We start from the raw sequence: 16,510 nt of genomic DNA, 5'->3' as shown, positions 1-16,510 counted from the left end.
GACATCCCCTGCCATGAACACCAACTCCCGTCTGCGCACGCTCGGTCCGCGCGAGGTCGGCCCCGGCGCCCCCGTCTACATCACGGGCGAGATCGGCATCAACCACAACGGCGACCTCGACAACGCGTTCAAGCTGATCGACGCGGCCGCCGAAGCCGGCTGCGACGCGGTGAAGTTCCAGAAGCGCACCCCCGAGATCTGCACCCCGCGCGACCAGTGGGACATCGAGCGCGACACCCCCTGGGGCCGGATGACCTACATCGACTACCGCCACCGGGTGGAGTTCGGCGAGGACGAGTACCGCCGCATCGACGCGTACTGCAAGGAGAAGGGCATCGCCTGGTTCGCCTCCCCGTGGGACACCGAGGCCGTCGCCTTCCTGGAGAAGTTCGACGTCCCCGCCCACAAGGTGGCCTCCGCCTCCCTGACCGACGACGAGCTGCTGCGCGCCCTGCGCGCCACCGGCCGTACGATCATCCTCTCCACCGGTATGTCGACGCCGCGGCAGATCCGCCACGCGGTCGAGGTCCTGGGCAGCGACAACATCCTCCTCTGCCACGCCACCTCCACCTACCCGGCCAAGGCCGACGAGCTGAACCTCCGGGTGATCAACACGCTGGAGAAGGAGTACCCGAACGTCCCGATCGGCTACTCCGGCCACGAGACCGGCCTGCAGACCACCCTCGCGGCCGTCGCGCTCGGCGCCGCGTTCGTCGAGCGCCACATCACCCTCGACCGCGCGATGTGGGGCTCCGACCAGGCCGCCTCCGTCGAGCCGCAGGGCCTCACCCGCCTGGTCCGCGACATCCGCACCATCGAGGCCTCCCTCGGCGACGGCGTCAAGAAGGTCTACGACTCCGAGCTCGCCCCCATGAAGAAGCTGCGCCGCGTCGCCGGTGTCGTCGCCGAGGCGGAGATCGCCGCGGCGGCCGGCGAGCCGGTCGCGGTCTGACACCGAGCGCTCGCACAGAGCCGATCACGGGACGGTCGTACGACGATGAGCCCCCGCGCCGGCACCGCCGGCCACACCCCCCACACCCTCGCGTTCGTCGAGAGCCCGGTGCAGCTGCTGAACGTACTGGAGTGGGCGCACGCGCACCCGCCGCGCACGCCCGGGGTCCCCGGCGCGGGGCTCACCCTCGTCGTCCTGTCCCCGACCGACCCGATGACCCGCGGCCAGCTGCGCCGGATGGCGGAGCTGGCCCGTGAGGAGGGTCACGAGGTGCGCTGGGAGGAGGCCCGGGGCGGTGCCACCGCCCCCTTCCGCACCATCGGCGGCCTCACCGGGACCCTCCGGCACGCGCAGCGCGTGGTCCTGGGCGACCCGTTCTCCCGCTACGTCCAGCTGCTGCTGACCATCACCCGCGCCCGGGAGCTGGTCGTCGTCGACGACGGCACGGCCACCATGGAGTTCGTCGCCCAGCTGGCCCGCGGCGAGCGCCTGGTCCGCTGGCACCGCAGGGGCGGCCGTCCAGGCCCGCGCGACCTCCTCTTCGCCCCCGTCACCTCCTCCGCCCGCCGCCGACTCACCCCGAACGCGGACCGCAGCGTCGAGGTGTTCTCCGCGATGCCCGTGCAGGACCGGCCGGAGGGTGTCTCCCTGACCCGCAACGACTTCGCCTGGACCCGGGCCCGCTTCGGCCCGCCCCGGATCAGCAGGGGAGCGGACCTGGTCGGGACGTCCCTGGTGGAGACCGGCGTCGTCGACGGCGACCGCTATCTCACCGCGGTCCGCGCCCTGGCCGCCGCCCACGGCGCCACCCGCTACTTCGCCCACCGCCGCGAGAGCACCGACAAGCTCCACCGCCTGGCCGGCGAGACCGGCCTGGAGATCGTCCGACCCGACCTCCCCCTGGAACTGATCGCCCGCCGGGGCCCCATCGGCCGCACCGTCCTCAGCTTCCCCTCCACGGTCGTCCACACCCTCCCGCTGGCCCTGGCCGGCACCGGGGTCCGCATAGCCGTCTGCGACATCGACCCGGCCTGGCTCACCCAGAACGCGTCCCCGCGGGCGCAGGGCTTCCTCTCCGGGGTGACGGGGTCCGCCCGGGACGTCCACCGTCTGGCGGCGGTGAGCCCGGCCCGGTGAGGCGGTGAGCGGGCCCCGGCCGCCGGTCCCCGTCCGCCCCGCTACCCCTCCTTGCGCGCCAGCAGGAACGCCCGGGCCCGCGTCTCCTCCGCGACCGGCTCCCGCACCACCCGGGCCCGGACGGCCAGACCCGCCGCGGTCAGCAGACCGGCCACCGGCTCCGGCGGGCGGAACCAGTAGTCGAGGGCGATCCCGTGGCCGAAGCGCTCGGCCAGGTGCAGGTGCTCGGGTGCGTCGCCGGTCTGGAAGGCGAGCAGGACGTGGCCCCCGGGCACCAGGACGCGGTGGAACTCGGCGAAGACGGCCGGCAGGTGCTCGTCGGGGACGTGGATGGTCGAGTACAGGGCCGTGATCCCGCCGAGCGTCCCGGCCGGGAGGTCCAGCGCCGTCATCGAGCCGACGTGGAACCGCAGCCCCGGATGGGCCTCGCGGGCCAGCTCGACCATCCGCGGGGAGACGTCCACCCCGAAGACCGGCAGGCCGAGGTCGTGCAGCCGGGCCGTGAGGCCTCCGGGGCCGCTGCCGACGTCGGCCACGGGAGCCTTGCCGCCCGCCTTCACCAGCTCCGCGAAGGCGGTGAGCAGCGCCCGTTCCAGAGGCAGGTCGGTCGACCAGTCGGCGAAGCGGGCGGAGTAGTCGCGGGCGATCGTGTCGTAGGAGGCGCGCGTAGAGTCGAGGAAGTCCGTCATGGCCCCGCACCCTAGGCACTCCGGGTGGTGAGCGGGGCCCGTCGCCCGCCTGCGGGGCCGGGCGCGGGGCCTCGTACGGCCGTCCGGCAGGTGAACGGATCGGCGCGGCCGTGGCGACCCGTGGTATGCGTGGAAAAGATGGAGATGATGGGGCGGTCGACCGGTCGGAAGTCGGGCGAGTTTACCCATCACAGTCGATACCTATGCGTCGTGCGGCCAGATTTTCTTCCCCTAACGGGCTGAACTTTTGTTGATCGAGGGTCAGTTGGCCGCCTCGGCGTCCTACCCTTCAGAGGGTGAAGCAATTGATGTCGCCCAAGCCCGAGGCCGATCTCCCCGAAGGCAGCGTCCTGCCCGGCATCCTGCCGGAGGACCTGCGTGCCGAACTCGTCGCCTTCCGCCGCGACCTGCACATGCACCCGGAGCTCGGCAACCAGGAGTTCCGCACCACCGCGGCGATCAAGGCGCGGCTGGAGCGGGCCGGTCTGTCGCCGCGCGTGCTCGGCATCGGCACCGGCCTCATCTGTGACATCGGCGCGGACCTCGGCGTACCGCCGGGCGGCATGCTCGCCCTGCGTGCCGACATCGACGCCCTGCCCATCCCGGACACCAAGAACGACTGCCCCTACCGGTCGACCGTGCCGGACCGCGCTCACGCCTGCGGCCATGACGTGCACACGACGGTCGTGCTGGGTGCCGGGCTCGTCCTGGCCGAGCTGCACCGGCAGGGGCGGCTGCCGCGTCCGGTGCGTCTGGTGTTCCAGCCCGCCGAGGAGGTGCTGCCCGGGGGCGCCGCCGACGCCATCAAGAGCGGCGCGCTGGAGGGGGTGCGGAGGATGGTCGCCGTGCACTGCGACCCCCGCGTCGACGCCGGCCGGGTCGGGCTGCGCACCGGCGCCATCACCTCCGCCTGCGACCGGCTGGAGATCTCCCTGGACGGGCCCGGCGGTCACACCGCCCGGCCGCACCTGACCACCGACCTGGTCACCGCCGCCGCCCGGGTGGTCACCGACGTCCCCGCGCTCGTCGCCCGCCGCGTCGACACCCGCGCGGGCCTCGCGGTGACCTGGGGCCGTATCGAGTCCGGGCACGCCCCGAACGTCATTCCGCAGCACGCCGAGCTGTCCGGCACCGTGCGCTGCCTGGACATCGAGGCCTGGCGGCAGGCGCCGGACAACGTCGTCGCGGCCATCGACGAGATCGCCAACCTGCACGGGGCCAAGTCCGAGATCACCTACGTCCGCGGGGTGCCGCCGGTCGTCAACGATCCGGCCGTCACCGACCTGCTGCGCGACGCGATGACCGTGCGTTGCGGCCCGGACGCGGTGGAGAGCACCGAGCAGAGCCTCGGCGGCGAGGACTTCTCCTGGTACCTGCAGCAGGTGCCCGGCGCCATGGCCCGCCTCGGTGTCCGCACCCCCGGCGAACGCACCGTCCGCGATCTGCACCAGGGCGACTTCGACGCCGACGAGTCCGCGATCACCGTCGGGGTCGAGCTGTTCACCGCGGCGGCCCTCCTGGACGCCGTGAGCTGACCGTTCTTGCAGGTCGGCCGGGCCGGCGGCGGGCGGCCCCCCTCGGGGCGCGGGGGCCGTACCGCCATCCGGTGCAATACGTTCGTGAGCCATTCGTGCACAGTGCGCGACGGTCGGCGGCTGGGCCCGATGACCTCAGTTCAGGCGCTGTTTGCCTCGAATCGATAACGGCTTCGGAAGAGGTCTTTTTCTGACATCTACGCGCGTTACGATGCCGCGAAGCCGACGCCGCCGGGGCGTCATGGCTCGAGCACCCAAACGGTGCTCACAACAAGCGCCGACATGGCGCTCAGGTCAGGTGAAGGAGCCTTCCCGTGCGCCGGGTAGCCAAGCTTTCCGCTGCGTGTATCGCGTCCGCAGCACTCGCACTGTCTGCCACAGCCTGTGGCAGCACTTCGTCCGACAGCAACAGCTCGTCCGCCTCCTCCTCGGGTGGCGGCGACGGTGTCAAGATCGGTCTCGCCTTCGACGTCGGCGGCCGTGGTGACCGCTCCTTCAACGACTCCGCCGCGCGCGGTGCCGACAAGGCCAAGGAGGAGTTCGGCGGCGAGATCAAGGAGCTGACCGCCAAGACCTCGGACACCGAGGCCGACCGCGAGCAGCGCCTGAGCGACCTCGCCCAGGCCGGCTACAACCCCGTCATCGGTGTCGGCTACGCCTACGCCGCCTCGATGACCAAGGTCGCCGCCAAGTACCCCAAGACCAGCTTCGGCATCGTCGACTCGGTCGTGGACGCCAAGAACGTCAACAGCATCACCTTCACCGAGGAGCAGGGTTCCTACCTCGCGGGTGTCGCTGCGGCGCTGAAGTCCAAGAGCGGTCACATCGGCTTCATCGGTGGCGTCGACGTTCCGCTGATCAAGAAGTTCGAGGCCGGTTACATCCAGGGCGCCAAGGACACCAAGCCCGGGATCAAGATCGAGACGCAGTACCTGAGCCACGGCTCGGACACCTCCGGCTTCGCCAGCCCCGACAAGGGCAAGGCCGCCGCGAAGGGCATGCTCGACAAGGGTGCCGACGTCATCTACTCGGCCGCCGGCTCCTCCGGCAACGGCTCCATCGAGGCCGTGAACGGCGTCAAGGGCGCCTGGGCCATCGGCGTGGACTCCGACCAGTACAACATCCCGAGCCTCGCCAAGTACAAGGACTCGATCCTGACCTCGATGGTCAAGAACGTCGACGTCGGTGTCTACGACTTCGTCAAGTCCGTCCACGACGGCCAGCCGCTGACCGGCGTGAACAGCTACTCGCTCGCGAAGAACGGTGTCTCGCTGTCCACCAGCGGTGGCTTCATCGACGACATCAAGTCGCAGCTGGACGCGGCCAAGAAGAAGATCGTCGACGGTCAGATCCAGGTCAAGACCACCCCGTGACCTGACGGTCCCGCCGGACCCGGGCTCGGCGACGGGGGTGCATCCGACACCCCCTCGCCGAGCCATAACGATGTGTCAACTCTACGCGTGTAGCATCGAGTTGCCGCGCTAGCGTCGCCGACGCCTGCCCTCCCCTTCAGCCCTTTTCCCCGAGGAGAGTGCGCCATCAACGCGTCCAGCCCTCCCGCTGCCGTCGAACTGCGCGGCATCACGAAGCGTTTCCCCGGTGTAGTCGCCAACAAAGACATCGACATCACCGTCCGTACGGGCACGGTACACGCCCTGTGCGGTGAGAACGGTGCCGGCAAGTCCACCCTGATGAAGATCCTCTACGGCATGCAGCAGCCGGACGAGGGCACCATCACCGTCAACGGCGATCAGGTCACCTTCAGCAGCCCGGCCGACGCCATCGCACGCGGCATCGGCATGGTGCACCAGCACTTCATGCTCGCCGACAACCTCTCCGTGCTGGAGAACGTCGTCCTCGGCGCGGAGAAGCTCTACGGCATCGGCGCCCGGGCGCGGGCGAAGATCGCCGAGATCTCCGACGCGTACGGCCTGAACGTCCGCCCCGACGTCCTGGTGGAGCAGCTCGGCGTCGCCGACCGCCAGCGCGTGGAGATCCTCAAGGTGCTCTACCGCGGCGCCAAGACGCTGATCCTCGACGAGCCCACGGCCGTGCTGGTGCCCCAGGAGGTCGAGGCCCTCTTCGACAACCTGCGCGAGCTGAAGGCCGAGGGCCTCACCGTCATCTTCATCTCCCACAAGCTGGGCGAGGTGCTCTCCGTCGCCGACGAGATCACCGTCATCCGGCGCGGCACCACCGTCGGCACCGCCGACCCCCAGCACACCACCACCAAGCAGCTCGCCGAGCTGATGGTCGGCAGCGAACTGCCCACGCCGGAGACGGAGGAGTCCACCGTCACCGACATCCCGCTGCTCAAGGTCGAGGGCCTGCACCTGAGCCAGACCGACCTCGACGGCGTCGAGCGCATCATCCTCGACCAGATCAACTTCACCATCCACAAGGGCGAGGTCCTCGGCATCGCCGGCGTGGAGGGCAACGGCCAGTCCGAACTGGTCGAGGCGATCATGGGTATCCGCCGCCCCGACGCCGGTGTCATCAGCCTCGGTGACAGGGACGTCTCCCACCTGCCCACCCGCCGCCGCCGCGAGTCCGGCGTCGGCTACATCCCCGAGGACCGCCACCGCCACGGCCTGCTCCTGGAGGCGTCGCTGTGGGAGAACCGCATCCTCGGCCACGTCACCGAGCGGCCCAACTCCCGCGGCCCCCTCCTCGACATCAAGGGCGCGCGCGCCGACACCGAGCGGATCGTCGAGGCCTACGACGTCCGCACGCCCGGCATCGACGTGACCGCCGCCTCGCTGTCCGGCGGCAACCAGCAGAAGCTGATCGTCGGCCGCGAGATGAGCCACGAGCCCCAGCTGCTCATCGCCGCCCACCCCACCCGCGGTGTGGACGTCGGCGCGCAGGCGGCGATCTGGGACCACATCCGCGAGGCCCGCCGCGAGGGCCTGGCCGTGCTGCTGATCTCCGCCGACCTGGACGAGCTCATCGGGCTCTCCGACACGCTGCGGGTGATGTACCGCGGCCGTCTGGTCGCCGACGCCGACCCCGCCACCATCACCCCCGAGGAGCTGGGCTCCGCCATGACGGGGGCCGCTGCCGGCCGCCTGGAGCACCCGGAGCAGACAGAGGACGACGCCCGATGAAAAAGCTGACCCAACGCATCGACAAGGAGCGGCTGCTCCTCGGCGTCGCGGCCCCGCTGCTCGCGGTCGTCGCCGCGATCGTCGTCACCGCCCTGGTGATCCTCGCCACCGGCAAGAACCCGGCCGACGCCTTCAGCGAGATGGGCACCTACGGCATCGCCAGCGACAGCCAGGTCTACATCCTGAACAAGGCGACGACGTACTACCTGGCGGGTGTCGCGGTGGCCGTCGGCTTCCGCATGAACCTGTTCAACATCGGCGTCGACGGCCAGTACCGGCTGGCCGCGTTCATCGCCGCCGTCCTCGGCGGCGCGCTGACCGCGCCCGGCTGGATCGCCATCCCGCTGATCCTGGTGTGCGCCATGGCGACCGGCGCCCTGTGGGCCGCCATCGCCGGTGTGCTGAAGGTGACCCGCGGCGTCAGCGAGGTCATCTCGACGATCATGCTGAACGCGATCGCCACCTCGATCATCGCCTACCTGCTCCAGCCCGGGCAGCTCGGCCAGCTCGACCCGGCCGGCACCCTGGTCTCCACCAAGCCGCTGCCGCAGGCCTCGCACCTGTTCAACATCGACACCGGCGCCTCGGGCATCCTCGACGGCTTCATCTTCATCGCCGTCGTCGTCGGCGTCGCGTACTGGTTCACCCTCGGCCGCACCCGCTTCGGCTTCGACCTGCGCACGGTCGGCCTGTCCGAGTCGGCCGCCTCCGCGAGCGGTGTCAGCGTCAGGAAGATGGTCGTCACCAGCATGATCATCTCGGGTGCTGTGGCCGGCCTGGTCGGCATGCCGACCCTGCTGAACGAGAGCTACCAGTACGACAACAGCTTCCCGGTGGGCATCGGCTTCACCGGTATCGCCATCGCCCTGCTCGGCCGCAACAACCCGATCGGCATCGCGCTCGCCGCCCTGCTGTGGGGCTTCCTGGAGCGGGCCACCAACCACCTGGAGTTCCAGGGCTACGACAAGGAGATCCTCGGCGTGATCCAGGGCGTCATCGTCCTGTGCGTCGTGATCGCCTACGAGGTCGTGCGCCGCTACGGCCTCAAGCGCCAGCAGCAGCGGGTCGGCGCCGAACTCGCCGCCCAGGCAGCCGCCACGACCGAGAACCAGGAGGTGGCGTGATGACTGCCACGATGACCGACACGCCGCCGCCTGCGGCGCCCAAGGCCGACACGGCCAAGCGCTCGGGACGGTCCTTCGGCCAGATCCTGATGATCGTCGCCGGCGCGCTGCTGCTCGTCGCAGCGGTCCGCGTCATCACCGGCTCCAACCAGCTCGACTCCGCCGGCCAGGTCAGCGCCGCGCTCGGCCTCGCCGTGCCGATCGGCCTCGCCGGTCTGGCGGGCCTGTGGTCGGAGCGGGCCGGCGTGATCAACATCGGCCTCGAAGGCATGATGATCCTCGGCACCTTCGGCGCCGGCTGGATCGGCTGGCAGTCCAGCCCCTGGCTGGGCCTGCTGTGCGGCATCGGCTTCGGCGTCCTCGGCGGCCTCGTGCACGCCATGGCCACCGTCACCTTCGGCGTCGACCACATCGTCTCCGGTGTCGCCGTCAACCTGCTCGCGCTCGGCGCCACCCAGTACCTCGCCAAGCTCTTCTTCTCGGAGGGCTCCGCCGCGGCGGCGGGAGGCAACCCCAAGCAGTCGCCGCCCTCGGACTCGCTGCCCAACTTCGACGTGCCGGGCCTGTCGAGCAGCCTGCAGTCGATCGAGAAGCACCACTGGTTCTTCGTCTCCGACGTCGCCGGCATCCTCGGCGGTCTGGTCACCAACCTGTCCGTGGTGACCGTCCTGGCCGCGGTGCTGTTCGCCGCGACCTGGTGGCTGCTGTGGCGCACCTCCTTCGGGCTCCGGCTGCGCTCCTGCGGCGAGAACCCGATCGCCGCGGAGTCGCTCGGCGTCAACGTCTACCGGTACAAGTACGCGGCCGTGGCCGTCTCCGGCGGCCTCGCCGGTCTCGGCGGCGCCTTCCTCGCCCTGGTCACCTCGCACATCTACCTGGAGGGCCAGACCGGCGGACGCGGCTACATCGGCCTCGCCGCCATGATCTTCGGCAACTGGCGGCCGGGCGGCGTGGCGATGGGCGCGGGCCTGTTCGGCTTCTCCGACGCGCTCCAGCTGCGCAACGGTGGCGAGACCGTGCACGCGCTGCTGCTCCTGCTGGTCGTCCTGCTGGCGCTGCTGGCCGGCTGGAAGCTGTACCGCAAGGCGCACTGGCAGGCGGGCATCAGCCTGTTCGTCGGCGGCCTCGTCCTGATCTGGTACCTGTTCACCGACGAGGTGCCCAACGACTTCGTCGGCGCCACCCCGTACGTCGTCACCCTGCTGGTGCTGTCGCTGTCCGCGCAACGCCTGCGGATTCCGAAGGCGGACGGCATGCGCTACCGGAAGGGTCAGGGCAAGTGACGCCGGCCGCCGCCGCGTTCGACTGGGAAGCCCTGCGGGAGGTGGCGCGGGAGGCGATGTCCCACGCGTACGCCCCCTACTCCGGCTTCCCGGTCGGTGTGGCTGCCCGCGTCGACGACGGCCGCACCGTCACCGGCTGCAACGTGGAGAACGCCTCCTACGGCGTCGGACTGTGCGCCGAGTGCGGCCTGGTGTCCGACCTCCAGCGCACCGGCGGCGGCCGGCTCACCCACTTCACCTGCGTGGACGGCACGGGCGGGCTGCTCGTGCCGTGCGGCCGGTGCCGCCAGCTGCTGTACGAGTTCGGCGGCCCCGACCTGCTGCTGGACACCCCGGCGGGCATCCTGCCGCTCTCCGAGATGCTGCCCCAGGCCTTCGGCCCGGACCATCTCGCCAAGTAACTCCGCCGCGGCCCCTCTGACCTGTGCAGAGGGGCCGCGCACTTCCAGGAACTCCGGAAGGAAAGTCATGGCCATGGACGCCATCTCCGTCATCCGTACCAAGCGGGACCGCGGCGAGCTGACCGACGAGCAGATCGACTGGGTCATCGACGCCTACACACGCGGTGCCGTCGCCGACGAGCAGATGTCCGCGCTCGCCATGGCGATCCTGCTGAACGGCATGAACCGCCGTGAGATCGCCCGCTGGACCGCGGCGATGATCGCCTCCGGCGAGCGGATGGACTTCTCCTCCCTGTCCCGCCCGACGGCGGACAAGCACTCCACGGGCGGCGTCGGCGACAAGATCACCCTCCCGCTCGCCCCGCTCGTCGCGGCCTGCGGGGCGGCCGTCCCCCAGCTGTCGGGACGCGGTCTCGGCCACACCGGCGGCACGCTCGACAAGCTGGAGTCGATCCCCGGCTGGCGCGCACTGCTGTCGAACGAGGAGATGCTGTCGGTGCTGGACGGCGTCGGCGCGGTGATCTGCGCGGCGGGCGACGGTCTGGCGCCCGCCGACAAGAAGCTGTACGCGCTGCGCGACGTGACCGCCACGGTCGAGGCGATCCCGCTGATCGCCTCGTCGATCATGTCGAAGAAGATCGCCGAGGGCACGGGCAGCCTGGTGCTGGACGTGAAGGTCGGCACCGGCGCGTTCATGAAGACGCTCGACGACGCCCGCGAACTGGCGTCCACGATGGTCGGCCTGGGCACCGACCACGGCGTACGGACGGTCGCGCTGCTCACCGACATGTCCACCCCGCTGGGCCTGACCGCGGGCAACGCCCTGGAGGTCCGCGAGTCCGTGGAGGTCCTGGCCGGCGGCGGCCCCGCCGACGTGGTGGAGCTGACGGTCGCGCTGGCCCGCGAGATGCTCGACGCGGCCGGCGTCAAGGACGCCGACCCCGCGAAGGCCCTGGCCGACGGTTCGGCGATGGACGTCTGGCGCCGCATGATCGCCGCCCAGGGCGGCGACCCGGACGCGCCGCTGCCCACGTCCCGCGAACAGCACGTGGTGAAGGCGGCCGCCTCCGGTGTCCTGACCCGCCTCGACGCCTACGACATCGGTATCGGCGCCTGGCGGCTCGGCGCCGGCCGGGCCCGCAAGGAGGACCCCGTGCAGGCGGCGGCGGGCATCGAGCTGCACGCCAAGCCCGGCGACACGGTGACCGAGGGCCAGCCGCTGCTGACCCTGCACACGGACACCCCGGAGCGCTTCGACTACGCCCTGGAAGCCGTCGAGGGCTCGTACGACATCGCCGCCCCCGGAACCGCGTTCACACCGTCGCCCGTCGTGCTGGAGCGCATCGCCTGACCGCGCGCCCGACGCGGACCGGCGGGACCGGCGCACCGGCGCCGGTCCCGTTCGGCGTACCGGGCCCCCGCGCCGCCGAGCGGGGAGGGGGCGGTGCCACGGGCCGGGGTGGCACAGCCGGCGGGGCCGCCCCGCGGGCCCCGGAAGCGGTCGGCGACGCCACGCCCGGCACCCGGCAGGGGACGCAGCCTCCCGAGGCCGGCACCGGTGAGACCGCCGCCGGGCCGCCCGCACCGTCGGGGGCAGGCGCCACCACAGCGGCGCCCTTTCGCCCCGCCCACCGTCCCGGCGCGGGCAGGGCGCGCCTCGGCGATGACTTCCGCACGTGCGGAGGGTCTACGGCACGTGGACGCCACGACACCCGCCGTACTCACGCTCGCCCTCCCCGCCACCCCTGACGAGGCGCGGGGGCTGTGCCATGCCGTCCGCGCCCTGGTGGAGGGCACCGGCACCGGCGTCGTCGTCTGCGACATCGGTGCACTGGGCCAGCCGGGGCTGGGCGTCGTCGATCTGCTCGCCCGGCTCCAGCTCGCCGCCCGCCGGGCCGGCGGACGGATACGTCTGCGCGGCCCCGGTCCGGACCTAACCGCCCTGCTGGACCTCGTCGGCCTCCGCTTCGAGGTGGAGGGGGAGACCGACGAGCGGGAACCAGCGCCGGGTGTCCAGGAAGCAGTGGAACCCGGTGATCCGGCCGTCTGAGATCTCCAGGACCTGGACCGCCCAGGCGACGAAGCCGCCCGTCTCCTCGTCCGGCTTGTAGTGGGCGAAGCCCGGCAGGCCGTTGACCCGGACGGGACGCAGACGCGAGTCGGCGCAGGCGGCGCCCAGCGTGGTCATGAAGCCGGTGATGTCCGCGTGGCCGGTCAGCCACAGGTCGAACGGCGGCATCGTCATGATCGCGTCCTCGTGGAGCAGCGCCGTCAGCGCCGCCATGTCGTAGCCCTCGAAGGCCGCCACGTAGCGCTCCAGCAGCTTCTGCTGCTCCTCGTCCAGCGGATCGGAGACCGCCGCGTCCGCGCCGTGCTCCTTCCGCTCGGCCAGCGTCGCGCGCGCCCGCTGCAGGGCACTGTTGACCGACGCGACCGAGGTGTCGAGCAGTTCGGCGACCTCGCTCGCCCTCCACGCCAGCACCTCGCGCAGGATCAGCACCGCCCGCTGCTTGGCCGGGAGCCGCTGCAGGGCGGCCATGAAGGCGAGGCGCACGGACTCCTTGGCGATCGCCGCCTCCGCCGGGTCCTGCACCGCGGGCAGCACCCGGGCGTCCGGCATCGGCTCCAGCCAGACGTGGTCCGGGCGCGGGGAGAGCGCCGCCCGCGCCAGCGGCGCCGAGTCCGTGAGGTCCATCGGGCGGGCCCGCCGGTTGCCCGCGGACAGCATGTCCAGGCACACGTTCGTCGCGATGCGGTACAGCCACGAGCGGAGACTGGAACGGCCCTCGAAGCGGTCGTGGCCGCGCCAGGCGCGGACCATCGTGTCCTGCACCGCGTCCTCGGCCTCGAAGGACGAGCCGAGCATCCGGTAGCAGTACCCCGTCAGCTCGACGCGGTACCTCTCCAGGCTGGCATCCAGGTCCGTCGTCGCCGTGCCGTCGCTCATCGCCCACCCACCCCTGTGGCCGTACTTCTCCGTACTCCCGGAAGCTACCGCAGGGCACCGACATTGACGCTGATGCCCAGGTTCCGGTGGTCGTGGCCCGGGCGCTGACGGACGCCCTGCTGGGCTGTCCGCCCGTTGTCCCGTCCGGCCGCCGGAGCCTGTCAGTGCGCGGGGACCGGCTCCCGTACGGCCGCATGCCGCGCCGCCCGCGTCCCGCACAGCGTGATGGCCACCACGCCCAGCACCGCCAGCAGCCCGACGCCCACCGTCCCGGTCCAGCCGCCGGCGTGGAAGGCGACGGCGCCGACCGTGCTGCCCGCGCTGGAACCGACGTAGTACGCCGACTGGTACAGCGCCGAGGCCTGTGCCCGCCCGGTCGCCGCGGTCCGGCTCACCGCGGACGAGGCCACCGCGTGGCCCGCGAAGAAGCCGGCCGTGATCAGCACCAGTCCCGGCAGGACCGCGCCCAGCGACCCGGCCAGCGACAGCAGCAGCCCCGCCGCGGTCGTCCCGCCGGCCAGGTACAGAGCGCCCCGGCGGCCCAGCCGGCCGACCAGGGGGCCCGCGGCCGAGGCCGACACCGTGCCGACCAGGTACACCAGGAAGACGGAGCCGACCACGCCCTGCGGCAGTCCGAACGGCGCTGCGGAGAGCCGGTAGCCGATCACCGTGTACACGCCGCCGAACACCGTCATGAACAGTGCGCCGATCGCGTACAGCCGGCGCAGCAGCGGGTTCGCCAGATGCCCGCGGACCGTGCGGACCAGCACACGCGGGCGCAGGGAGCCCGCCCGGAAGTGCCGCGGCGCCGGCAGCAGCACCCGGAAGGCCACCGCGCAGGCCGCCGCGATCGCTCCCATCACGCCGACGGCGACCCGCCAGCCCCATTCCTGGGCGACCCAGCCGGTGATGATCCGGCCGCTCATGCCGCCGACGCTGTTGCCCGCGACGAACAGCCCGATCGCCGTGACCAGGGCGGTGGGGCGGACCTCCTCCGCGAGGTACGCGGTCGCCGAGGCCGGCAGCCCCGCCAGCGCCGCGCCCTGCAGCGCCCGCAGCACGACCAGCGCGCCCAGCGACGGTGCGAGGGGCACCAGCAGCCCCAGGGCCACCGCGACCGCCAGCGACGCCGTCATGACCGTACGCCGCCCGAACCGCTCCGACAGGGCACTCATCGGCAGGACGAACACCGCCAGGCCGCCGGTCGCCGCCGCCACCGTCCAGCTCGCCTCGCCCGCCGTGACCCCGAGATCGCCGGAGACGAGCGGCAGCAGGGCCTGGGTGGAGTACAGCAGAGCGAAGGTGGCGACACCGGCGAGGAACAGCGCGAGGCTCATCCGGCGGTAGCCGGGACCGCCGGGGGTCATACGGGAGTCGGGAGCGGCAAGCGACGGTGCGGCGCCCACGCGGGTGGACGCCCCGGTACTGGCGGGATTCATGCCTGCGACGCTACGGACACCCTCGTTCATGCGTCCAATGCACGGACTGGCCATAATCGTTCCCATGGTGCATCAGCAGAGGTCGCAGCCTCGCCTGTCACGGTTCAGTGACACAGAAGACACGACGGACATGTCGAGGCTGCTCGCGCCGCGGCTGGCGTACTTCGCCGGCGTGGCCCGGACCGAGCACGTCACCCGGGCCGCCCAGGAGATGCACGTCCCGCAGTCGACCCTGTCCCGTGCCATGGTCCGCCTGGAGCAGGACCTGGGCGTCGACCTGTTCGCCCGCCGCGGCCGGACCGTCGCCCTCACCCCCGCCGGCCGCACCTTCCTCGCCTCCGTCGAACGCGCCCTCGCCGAGATCGAGCGCGCCGCCGAGAAGGTCCGCGCCGACGCCGACCCGGCCGCCGGAAAGGTCGCGTTCGGTTTTCTGCACACCATGGGCGCCGAGACCGTCCCCGGCCTTCTCCAGGCCTTCCGCGCCGACCATCCCCGCGTCCGATTCAGTCTCGTCCAGAACTACGGCGAGGCCATGCTGGAGGGCCTGCGGGCGGGAGAGCTCGACCTCTGCCTGACCTCGCCGGTACCCGACGCCCCCGACCTCGTCGCCCGCCGCCTCGACGAGCAGAAGCTCCGGCTCGTCGTCCCCGCCGACCACCGTCTCGCCGGCCGCCGTCGCATCCGCCTCGCCGAAGCCGCCGAGGAGACGTTCGTGACCCTGGAGCCGGGCTACGGCCTCCGCCGCATCACCGACGACCTCTGCGCGGAGGCGGGGTTCCGGCCGCGGGTGGCCTTCGAGGGCGAGGAGGCGGAGACCCTGCGCGGGCTGGTGGCCGCGGGTCTGGGCGTGGCCCTCCTGCCTCCGCCCGCCGTGCCCCGCCCGGGTGTGGTGGAACTGACGGTCACCGCCCCGCGCGCGGTGCGCGAGATCGGCGTCGCCTGGGTGGCGGGCCACCCCGACACCCCGCCGGTGGCGGCCTTCAAGCGGTTCCTGCTGTCGCGCCGGGGGCATCTGCTCTCCGGCTGACGCGCCCTCAGGAGGTTCACCGCCGCAGGGATCTGCCGAACCCCGAGGCCAGCGGCATCCGCAGCCCGATCGGCGGCGGTGCGGCGAACGCGTCCTCGACGGGGCGCGAGAACGCCTGCCCGAACAGGCTCCCCATGACGAAGTCCTCGGCCAGAGCGAGGACTTCGTCGCGGTGCTGCTGGAGGCCGTGCCGGTCGGAGTGGACTTCGAACCGGCACACGTCCCGGTTGGCCTTCTTGGCCCGCACCGCCAGCCGGAACGACAGCTCGGGATCGGTGCGCTCGTCGTTCGTGCCGTGCACCAGCATCACCCGGCGGCCCACCAGCTGCTTCACCGGTTCGGGTGGCGAGGCCACGTCGTCCTCCGGCAGCCAAGGGGCGATCGCCAGCACGCAGTTGACGGTCTCGTGCCCGCCTGCCCGCAGCGCCGCCCGCGCGCCCATGTCCAGCCCCGCGAGGCAGACGGGGACGTCGCCGTAGCGGCGTACGATCTCGTCTGCCGCCCAGCTCGCGTCGCCGGCCAGGCCGGCGTCGCCGCCGTTCCAGCCGCGGTACCGGTAGTGGACGACGTGCACCGCCAGTTGCTCGGTGCGCCCCGCTCGGGCCAGCCGGCGGCCCAACGCCCTCACGGAGGCGGTCGCGAGCAGGGGGGAGGGTCTGCGGCCGGAGACCACCTCGCCGCCGGGGAGCAGCAGCACGACCCCGCTCACCGCCGTCGGTTCCGGACCGAACACCCGCCCCAGCCGCGCCGTGCGAACCGGCGTCGCTTGCTGTGCCATGACAGAACAGTGTCAGAAGTACGGGTGTACGCCACCCGTCCGGCGGGTCACTGTTACGTATCGACGGATGTGTACAAGACGCGGTCTACGC

At 72.0% G+C, this 16,510-nt stretch carries 15 protein-coding genes; 11 read left to right on the top strand and 4 right to left on the bottom strand.

Annotation, left to right across the window (positions count from 1 at the left end; genetic code table 11):
• Window positions 1-13: 13 nt before the first annotated feature.
• Window positions 14-952, top strand: coding sequence for an N-acetylneuraminate synthase family protein (locus tag I3F54_RS11905; RefSeq protein WP_240118662.1), 939 nt, complete (start codon window positions 14-16; stop codon window positions 950-952).
• 45 nt (window positions 953-997) lie between these two features.
• The gene (locus I3F54_RS11900; protein ID WP_240118661.1) at window positions 998-2,089 is read left to right on the top strand and encodes a hypothetical protein; all 1,092 of its coding nucleotides are present in this window, start codon (window positions 998-1,000) and stop codon (window positions 2,087-2,089) included.
• Between the two features lie 41 nt (window positions 2,090-2,130).
• On the opposite strand, the gene I3F54_RS11895 is transcribed toward I3F54_RS11900, so the two are convergent.
• Window positions 2,131-2,778: a class I SAM-dependent methyltransferase gene (locus I3F54_RS11895; protein WP_240118660.1), complete on the bottom strand. Its 648-nt coding sequence runs from the start codon at window positions 2,776-2,778 to the stop codon at window positions 2,131-2,133.
• A gap of 308 nt (window positions 2,779-3,086) precedes the next feature.
• Between I3F54_RS11895 and I3F54_RS11890 the strand changes: the two genes are divergently transcribed.
• The 8 genes from I3F54_RS11890 (at window position 3,087) to I3F54_RS11855 (ending at window position 12,278) form a co-directional block, all read left to right on the top strand.
• Window positions 3,087-4,313 (top strand): M20 family metallopeptidase, encoded by a 1,227-nt coding sequence (locus I3F54_RS11890; protein WP_240118755.1) that lies wholly within the window; start codon window positions 3,087-3,089, stop codon window positions 4,311-4,313.
• A gap of 314 nt (window positions 4,314-4,627) precedes the next feature.
• Window positions 4,628-5,686 (top strand): BMP family protein, encoded by a 1,059-nt coding sequence (locus I3F54_RS11885; RefSeq protein ID WP_240118659.1) that lies wholly within the window; start codon window positions 4,628-4,630, stop codon window positions 5,684-5,686.
• Between the two features lie 198 nt (window positions 5,687-5,884).
• The gene (locus I3F54_RS11880; RefSeq protein ID WP_240118754.1) at window positions 5,885-7,420 is read left to right on the top strand and encodes an ABC transporter ATP-binding protein; all 1,536 of its coding nucleotides are present in this window, start codon (window positions 5,885-5,887) and stop codon (window positions 7,418-7,420) included.
• Window positions 7,417-8,544: an ABC transporter permease gene (locus tag I3F54_RS11875; RefSeq protein ID WP_240118658.1), complete on the top strand. Its 1,128-nt coding sequence runs from the start codon at window positions 7,417-7,419 to the stop codon at window positions 8,542-8,544. Before I3F54_RS11880 ends, I3F54_RS11875 begins: the two co-directional genes overlap by 4 nt.
• Window positions 8,544-9,827 carry an ABC transporter permease gene (locus tag I3F54_RS11870; protein ID WP_240118657.1) on the top strand — a complete coding sequence of 428 codons (1,284 nt, stop codon included), beginning with the start codon at window positions 8,544-8,546 and terminating at the stop codon, window positions 9,825-9,827. The genes I3F54_RS11875 and I3F54_RS11870 overlap by 1 nt, the downstream gene beginning before the upstream one ends.
• Window positions 9,824-10,228, top strand: coding sequence for a cytidine deaminase (locus I3F54_RS11865; protein ID WP_240118656.1), 405 nt, complete (start codon window positions 9,824-9,826; stop codon window positions 10,226-10,228). Before I3F54_RS11870 ends, I3F54_RS11865 begins: the two co-directional genes overlap by 4 nt.
• 67 nt (window positions 10,229-10,295) lie before the next feature.
• On the top strand, window positions 10,296-11,579 hold the full coding sequence (locus I3F54_RS11860) for a thymidine phosphorylase (protein WP_240118655.1): 1,284 nt from the start codon (window positions 10,296-10,298) through the stop codon (window positions 11,577-11,579).
• A 312-nt stretch (window positions 11,580-11,891) separates the two neighbouring features.
• Window positions 11,892-12,278, top strand: a complete 387-nt coding sequence (locus tag I3F54_RS11855) for an STAS domain-containing protein (protein ID WP_240118654.1) — start codon at window positions 11,892-11,894, stop codon at window positions 12,276-12,278.
• Here I3F54_RS11855 and I3F54_RS11850 read toward each other — a convergent pair.
• Window positions 12,162-13,175: a sigma-70 family RNA polymerase sigma factor gene (locus I3F54_RS11850; RefSeq protein ID WP_240118653.1), complete on the bottom strand. Its 1,014-nt coding sequence runs from the start codon at window positions 13,173-13,175 to the stop codon at window positions 12,162-12,164. The two genes, I3F54_RS11855 and I3F54_RS11850, sit on opposite strands and share 117 nt — an antisense overlap.
• A 161-nt stretch (window positions 13,176-13,336) precedes the next feature.
• Window positions 13,337-14,614, bottom strand: a complete 1,278-nt coding sequence (locus tag I3F54_RS11845) for an MFS transporter (RefSeq protein ID WP_240118652.1) — start codon at window positions 14,612-14,614, stop codon at window positions 13,337-13,339.
• A gap of 64 nt (window positions 14,615-14,678) precedes the next feature.
• On the opposite strand from I3F54_RS11845, the gene I3F54_RS11840 reads away from it, so the two are divergent.
• Window positions 14,679-15,641, top strand: a complete 963-nt coding sequence (locus I3F54_RS11840) for a LysR family transcriptional regulator (RefSeq protein ID WP_240118651.1) — start codon at window positions 14,679-14,681, stop codon at window positions 15,639-15,641.
• Between the two features lie 16 nt (window positions 15,642-15,657).
• On the opposite strand, the gene I3F54_RS11835 is transcribed toward I3F54_RS11840, so the two are convergent.
• Window positions 15,658-16,419, bottom strand: a complete 762-nt coding sequence (locus I3F54_RS11835; RefSeq protein ID WP_240118650.1) for a S9 family peptidase — start codon at window positions 16,417-16,419, stop codon at window positions 15,658-15,660.
• Between the last annotated feature and the right edge of the window lie 91 nt (window positions 16,420-16,510).

The organism is Streptomyces sp. MUM 2J, assembly GCF_022414535.1.
Lineage (GTDB): Bacteria > Actinomycetota > Actinomycetes > Streptomycetales > Streptomycetaceae > Streptomyces.
Note: the sequence above shows the minus strand (reverse complement) of the source record. Positions and strands in the feature narration are given on the sequence as shown.